The organism is Rhodopseudomonas parapalustris (assembly GCF_053772255.1).
In genome coordinates this window covers 150,748-157,240 of record NZ_JAMKBZ010000011.1, presented here as the reverse complement: position 1 = coordinate 157,240, position 6,493 = coordinate 150,748, and the positions used below count along the sequence as shown (strand labels likewise).

7 protein-coding genes and 2 pseudogenes are annotated in these 6,493 nt (G+C 67.2%); 8 read left to right on the top strand and 1 reads right to left on the bottom strand.

Annotation, left to right across the window (positions count from 1 at the left end; all coding sequences use genetic code 11):
* From M9H71_RS12320 to M9H71_RS12290, 7 genes and pseudogenes are all read left to right on the top strand, one after another.
* A pseudogene (locus tag M9H71_RS12320) lies at nucleotides 1–206 on the top strand (hypothetical protein); the annotation flags it as partial.
* Between the two features lie 310 nt (nucleotides 207–516).
* Nucleotides 517–1,092, top strand: coding sequence for an RNA polymerase sigma factor (locus M9H71_RS12315; RefSeq protein ID WP_455405281.1), 576 nt, complete (start codon nucleotides 517–519; stop codon nucleotides 1,090–1,092).
* Between the two features lie 16 nt (nucleotides 1,093–1,108).
* Nucleotides 1,109–1,459: a hypothetical protein gene (locus M9H71_RS12310; RefSeq protein ID WP_455405280.1), complete on the top strand. Its 351-nt coding sequence runs from the start codon at nucleotides 1,109–1,111 to the stop codon at nucleotides 1,457–1,459.
* 53 nt (nucleotides 1,460–1,512) lie between these two features.
* A complete protein-coding gene (locus tag M9H71_RS12305) occupies nucleotides 1,513–1,959 on the top strand; it encodes a hypothetical protein (protein ID WP_455405279.1) in 447 nt (148 codons plus the stop codon).
* Between the two features lie 66 nt (nucleotides 1,960–2,025).
* Complete coding sequence (locus tag M9H71_RS12300) at nucleotides 2,026–2,439, top strand: DUF6634 family protein (RefSeq protein WP_455405278.1); 414 nt, start codon at nucleotides 2,026–2,028, stop codon at nucleotides 2,437–2,439.
* A gap of 1 nt (nucleotide 2,440) precedes the next feature.
* Nucleotides 2,441–4,009 (top strand): AAA family ATPase, encoded by a 1,569-nt coding sequence (locus M9H71_RS12295; RefSeq protein WP_455405277.1) that lies wholly within the window; start codon nucleotides 2,441–2,443, stop codon nucleotides 4,007–4,009.
* Between the two features lie 237 nt (nucleotides 4,010–4,246).
* A pseudogene (locus tag M9H71_RS12290) lies at nucleotides 4,247–4,870 on the top strand (DDE-type integrase/transposase/recombinase); the annotation flags it as partial.
* Here M9H71_RS12290 and M9H71_RS12285 read toward each other — a convergent pair.
* The gene (locus M9H71_RS12285) at nucleotides 4,765–5,769 is read right to left on the bottom strand and encodes a nitrogenase component 1 (RefSeq protein WP_455405289.1); all 1,005 of its coding nucleotides are present in this window, start codon (nucleotides 5,767–5,769) and stop codon (nucleotides 4,765–4,767) included. The pseudogene M9H71_RS12290 and the gene M9H71_RS12285 sit on opposite strands and share 106 nt — an antisense overlap.
* Nucleotides 5,770–5,816: 47 nt before the next feature.
* Between M9H71_RS12285 and M9H71_RS12280 the strand changes: the two genes are divergently transcribed.
* Nucleotides 5,817–6,386, top strand: a complete 570-nt coding sequence (locus tag M9H71_RS12280) for a dimethylsulfonioproprionate lyase family protein (RefSeq protein ID WP_455405276.1) — start codon at nucleotides 5,817–5,819, stop codon at nucleotides 6,384–6,386.
* The last annotated feature ends 107 nt before the right edge of the window (nucleotides 6,387–6,493 follow it).

Sequence of the window (6,493 nt, the reverse complement as noted above, 5' to 3'; positions counted from 1 at the left end):
TAGCGCTGCATCTTGCGATCAGCGAGGCGCTGCAGGACGGCCGGGGCAACGAACTCGGCGCCTGGTACGAGGCGATCATCGACCGACTGGTTGACCAGGGTTTTGACCGGAATGCCGCCCAGCGGCGCGTCGACCAGCTGATCGAGCGCTACGCCGACGGCTGGGGCTTTCAGCGCAAGCCTCACCAGATGACGCGGGCGGGCTGACGTTCGAGGCGCATTCCCCCCATTACTTCGGCAAACGGCGTTGCGCGCTGAATCGCCGAGGCCATGGGCAGATTGGGCTCCGGGAAGCAGGCTTCACGTTGGTCCGGCGGCTGTTCGCTCTTCAGACGCCTGCCGGTGATCCAGATGTTCGAGCTTGGGCCGATCCGGATCGGCGCGGCGGCCGATGGACGCTTCAAACGGTTGACCGGCGCAGCTGCGTGGCAGGCTCGTCAATATAATAGGATTTAGATCCTGGACCGGCATTTTGGATCCTGCCAGGTTGCGGCCTCCATTCTGCAAGGAGCCGCTGATGTCGGATAAATCCGCCGCCCAATTTCTCGAACGCATCGTAGCCTTGCGGCCGACCCTGGAGCGCCACGCGGCATTCCTGATCGGCGGCCGGACCCAGCTTGGATCCCCCGAAGACTTCGTCCAGGACACCATGGTGACGGCCCTGCGGATTGCGGACCGGTTCGAAGACGACAATCTGTCCGGGTGGCTGCTGGCGATCCTCCACGGCCATATCCGCAACGCGCGCCGCAGCGCGCGTGTTCGCACCTCCGTGCCGTTGAAGCTGGCTGGATCGGAGGATGACGATGCGGCGGCCAGGTTCGACCAGGCGATCGCCCCCTCGCAGGAGCAGAAGGTCGAGTTCGACAAGGTGATGGCGATCATCGGCACCTTGTCGGAAGCTGATCAGGAGATCATCTGGCTGGCCCGGATCGAGGGCTTGTCGCATGACGAGATCTCCGCCCGGCTCTCCCTTCCGATCTCGACCTCGCATAAGCGGCTTCACAGCGCGACCGCAAGGCTGCGTGCTGCCTACGAGGCCGAGCCGGTCCCGCTGAAGCAGCGGAACTACCCGGCTCGGCACCGCGCCGCCTGAGGGGAGGGCGATGGCCATGCGCCTTTATCTCATCGGCGGCTTCAAGGGAGGTGCCGGCCGTAGCTTGATGGCGGCTCTGCTGGCATATGGCCTGCATCTTCTGGGTCGCCCGACGCTGCTGATCCGGCAAACCTGCGATGGCCTCGTCTCGGCGATCGAGCCGATCGGCACGACCTTGCCGCTGCCGTGCCGCGACGTCGCGCTGCCACCTGCCTACGTGCTTCCGCCGGATCTGAGCGACGAGATGATCCGGACGATCGAGGCGGCGGACGAGCGGTTCAGCACCGCCCTCGCCGAGGAAGCGATCACCACGATCGGCCCGAATGCGACGTCGTGGTCGATCTGTGCTGCCATGTGCGGGGCTTGAACGAACGGATCCTGCGCGGCGCTGCGGCGGTGCTCCTGCCGGTACGGGCATCGGTGTTCGAGATCGATTGGGCGGTCCGCAGTCTTGGCCAGGTCCGGGATCTCCAAACCGGTCGTGGCCGGGTGCGCGACCTGGAATGTCGTCCTGATCCGGTTCACGACCTCCGGCCAGCGGCGCCGGTGTTCCTGGCGACGATTGCGCCCGGCGCGGTCCGGTCGGACCAGCTTCGCTTGCTCGGCGCCATGCTGCGCTACGCCGATCATGCGGATTGTGGGCCGCGTGCCAGCGAGCCGTCACGGATCCTGGTCGAGGTTCCGTTTCTTAATGACGCCCGGCTGGCGGCGCTGTTCGACCGGCGCCCGATCTGGCGGGAGGCCGATCTGACGGAGCGCTGCCGCGCCTTTGCGTCCGCCGTCGTCCTGCGGAGCAACGCTGACGCCGGTCCAACGGCGCAGGTGGCCGGTCCAGCCGCCCCTCCGGATGTTGCCAATCCGCCCTGACGGTGCCGCCGCATCTGATCCGGACCTCGACCTTGTCCGCTCTCCTTCGCTTCAAAGGCCTGCTTCATGATGTTGATCCGCAGCTTCCCCTTCCTCGATCCCGGGAGCATCACGCCCGAACTGACCGATCGCTTGAGGTCGCTGGCCGAAGATGGCGCGGCGCTCGGGAGCGATCCGTCGTTCGTATTGGCGCTCCTGCCGCGCACACCGCTGCTCGACCGCTATGCGCCGGTGATCACCTCGTTGGGCCTGCGCCTCGCCGGCGAGGTCACGGACCACCCCCTGCTGGGCTCCCGCAAGATCATCACTTCGCAGCTGTGGTGGGTCGATCCGAACGCGCGGTGGGCACGGACCTTGTCAAGATTCTACCGGCTCGGCCGGCCGATTCACAGGATTGGGATCAGCTGCTCTCGCCCCTGTCGATGTTCGACCTCGGCGATGACGACGGTTGGCCGGGTTGCAGCCATTGATCGGGGATGACTTGGGCAATGAAGCCGACGATCAGTTCTGGAACGGCGTCGATCCGGACACCGTTCTGGAGGGAGCGGCCGCGGATTCGGCGGACGGCGACCTGAAGGACCTGGAGGGCCTTCCGAGGATCCTGCGCTACGCCCTGCTGGGCCAGAGCAATCAGGGCGAGGCGGTCCCTCACCGCCTCGTGGCCGAGATCGAGCAGCTGTGTCCGGACCTGCCGGCCAATGCCGCCTGGGCGGCCGTTCAGACCCCCGAGGCCGGCGCCGAGCTTGCCACCGAACTCGACCGGCTCGCCGTATTCCGGGATCTGCCGCTGCTGCGAAGCCTTGCCGATTGCGTCCGCCTGCTCTCGCTCAGCGTGCCGTGTGACGCGGGCAGCTTCGCCACGTTCCGGCGCGTCGCGCGGGCGATGATCATCGCGTTCGGCCGCATCGCTCCCAGGATCGACGATCAGCAATGCGCCGAGCTTGAACGCGTCGTCTACGGCTGGGCCGTGCTCCCGGCCGCAGCCGACCCTCTCTTGCCGTCGTCCGCCATCGCATTTGCGGCTCCGCTGGGCGAGCGATCGGCGCGCTACCGGATCAGGTCGGCTGTCCTCGACACTGCCGTCCGGGTCCGCCGCAGCGTCAAGCAGCAAATGGAGAAGGACAAGGCGAAGGCGACGCCGCCGGCCCTGCCGGAGGATGCGGCCCCTTCCCCGCTCAACGGCCCGGTCGCCACGAACCATGTTATCGTCGGCCAGATCGACGAGCAGGTGTTGAAGGCCAACAAGTTCATCGAGCCGTTCCGGCCGGTCCTCAACGCAGCGCTGCCGCTCGTCGAGACTCCCGTGCTCCACGAGGTGCGCACCGCCCTGAGCGCCGAGTTCCCCTATGCGGCCGAGGTGATCGACTTTGCGCTCACCGATCTGATCTCTCGCCCCACCATCAAGCTGCGGCCGCTGCTCCTCGTCGGCGAACCGGGCAGCGGCAAGTCCCGCTTCGCTCGCCGGCTCGCAGAAGTGCTCGGCGTCGCGATCTGGCGGACCGATGCCGCCCAAGCGGACGGCAACACCTTTGCCGGCACCGACCGGCGCTGGCATTCGGCCGAGCCCTGCCATCCGATGCTGGCGATCGCGCGCGGCAGGATCGCCAACCCCATCGTGCTGATCGACGAACTCGAGAAGGCCGGCACGCGCACCGACCACGGGCGGCTGTGGGACTGCCTGCTGGGCCTGCTCGAGCCGGAGACGAGCGCCCGCTACCCAGAGCCGGCTCTGCAGATCGCGCTCGACCTCAGCCACGTCAGCTACGTGGCCACCGCCAATACGCTCGAGCCCCTGCCCTCGCCGCTCCGGGACCGTTTCCGGATTACCGCATTCCCCACACCTCAACCGAAAGACATCGATGCCCTCCTGCCGGCACTCATCGATGCGATCGCCGCCGATCACGGCGTCGATCGCCGCTGGATCGCGCCGCTCGATCCACAGGAGCGCGACATCGTCGCGGCCGCTTGGCCCGGAGGATCGGTCCGTCGCCTGCGCCGAATCCTGGAGGCGATGCTTCAGGCGAAAGATCGTAGCGTGCAAAGGCATTAGCGCTCGAGGACGCAGCGAAGAGACATCTTCCAATGCTAGCCCGAAAGAAAAGACCGGCGGAGGCGGCGGCGACGTTCCCGCCGAGTGCAACATCACCGAATGCACCACCGTGAATTCGCCGGTACGGACCTTCGCGGCGACACTGCGGACCGACGACGTTCTCGATATCGAATACTTTTCCGGTCCGCCCAAGAAGCTGTTGGTGAGGACGTCTTCTGGTTCAACGCTTGGATCCATCACGTCGCCTTCGTGATCGACGCCTACGCCCGCCGGATCGTCGGCTGGCGGGCCTCACGAACCGCGCACGTCGGCTTCGTGCTCGATGCCCTGGAGCAGGCGCTGCACGATCGGCGGCCGGTCCATCGCGGCAGCCTCGTCCACCATAGCGATCGGGGTAGCCAATACGTCTCGATCAAGTACACCGAACGTCTGGCTGAGGCCGGCATCGAACCTTCGGTCGGCAGCGTCGGGGATTCCTACGACAATGCTCTCGCCGAAACCATCAACGGCCTCTACAAAGCCAAGGTGATCCATCGGCGCTGGCGATGGCGTAGCTTCGAGGCGGTCGAGTTCGCCACCCTGAAATGGGTCGACTGGGTCAACAACCGACGGCTCCTCAAGCCGATCGGCAACATCTCGCCGGCCGAAGCCGAGCAACGCTACTACGCCATGCTGGACAACCCGCCATGGTGGTCTAACTCAAACCAAATGGCCTCCGGCAAACCCGGGGCGGTTCAGATGCGGCCGATCGGCGTTCATAAGCCGGCGTTGTCGAGCGCCGCGACCGAACAAACGATCGCGTCCAGAAGCGCGACGCCGCCGCGAAAGCCGCCGAAGCCGGTGGTCAGGCCGAGGTTGTGAGTTGGAGCGGCGCATTCAACCAGCGGCACGCCGAGCCGCACGGCCGCCGGACGCTCCAGCGCGCAGCCGAACACGAACTCGGCGCCGCTGCCGGCGATCAAACGCGCGATCTCATCATCGTCTTCGCTGTAATGCACCGCCGCCAGATCCTGCTGCATCGCTTCGCGGGCACCGAGCGGCGGGTCGTCGGTGACGATGATCGCCGACGGCGACCAGCCCAGCGTCTCGATCAGAAAACGAGCGAGGCCGGCGGCATACAGACTCGGCACCGCGACGGCGAAGCTGCGCGGACCGCCCTGGCGGTACAGCGTTTCAAGTAGATGATCGAGGCAATAGGCTTCGCGTCGGCGCTCCATCTCGATGAAGGCCCGTGCTGCGCTGTCGTCGACTTCGCCGACCGAGGCGACAACGCGTTCGAGCAGCTCCGTGGTAGCGATCGCGCCGACCGGCAGACTACGGCTGTCGATGAATGGAACGCCGAAGCCGTCGTCGAGCGCCCGGGCCGCCGCAGCACCCCAGGGCGAGACTGACAGGCTGAGCTCGGCCTGTGCCACCGCGCGCAGGCCGGCGACGCCGCCGAGCGGGCCGAACAGCGGATTGGGCGTCAACCCGACTCCGGCGATCAGCCGCGGCAGCTCCTCGATCTCGGCGAGCCAGAAAGCGTCCTGATGCGGCACCGGACCGAACAGATTGACCAGCCCGGCGCGGCGCGGCTTGGTCCCGGTCGCCTTGGCGATCGCGCCTTTGAGAAACGACTCGTAGCCGTGATAGGCAGAGTCGCGAAATCCCGCCGTCGTCAGATCGAGCACGTCGTCGCCGCTGTCACGGGCTTCCCGCGCCACCGCCTCGACGTCGTCGCCAATCATTTCGGCCGGACAGCCGGTCATCACCACCGTCAGCTCGCCGCGCAGAATTCCGCCGGTGTTCTTGATTTGCTCGCGCAGCCGTGACGCACCGCGCCGATCCGGCCGGCGCCGATGACGCAGCCAGGGCCGAGATCCGCCGCGTCGAAGCGCTGCTCGCCGCAGCCCCTGCGGAGGCTGCGACGCTGCAGCCGACGCATCACCCGCTGACGCGGCACCTACCGGCGGTGCTCGATCTCGCCGAAGCTGCAGCGCCCGAGGCCGCGGCCGCCCTCCGCCCGGTCGCGCAGCAGCTGCCGTGGCGTTACGGCTATACGCCGCGCGACGATGCCCCCGGCCTCGAAGGCGCTATGGGCTGGGCCGAACTGATCGGCCCGCTGGCGCCGATCGTCAGCCGCGAGGTCTGCTTTGGCCTCACCTTGATCGGCCCGCGGACCTACTATCCGCCGCACCGCCATCCCGCGGTCGAGCTGTATCGGATCGTGGTCGGCCATCCGCACTGGACCGTCGCCACCGACACCGCACCGCGCCGGCCGGGCGACGCCATCCTGCACGCCGCCGACGTCGTCCACGCCATGCGCGCTGGCGACGAGCCGCTGCTGGCGGTCTATTCCTGGACCGGCGACGTCGATACGCCCTCGCGGTGGAGGTAAGACTCCCTGCGTCGTCGTGAGCTCCGCAGACACCGGGACCGTCAGCCTAGATGCAATTTGGCGCACCACACATTACAGGCGGAGATCATGTTGCCGATCGAACCGCT

Coding starts and splice junctions, on each gene's coding strand:
- M9H71_RS12315 (WP_455405281.1), top strand. CDS start 517: ATGTCGGATAAATCCGCCGCCCAATTTCTCGAACGCATCGTAGCCTTG.
- M9H71_RS12310 (WP_455405280.1), top strand. CDS start 1,109: ATGCGCCTTTATCTCATCGGCGGCTTCAAGGGAGGTGCCGGCCGTAGC.
- M9H71_RS12300 (WP_455405278.1), top strand. CDS start 2,026: ATGATGTTGATCCGCAGCTTCCCCTTCCTCGATCCCGGGAGCATCACG.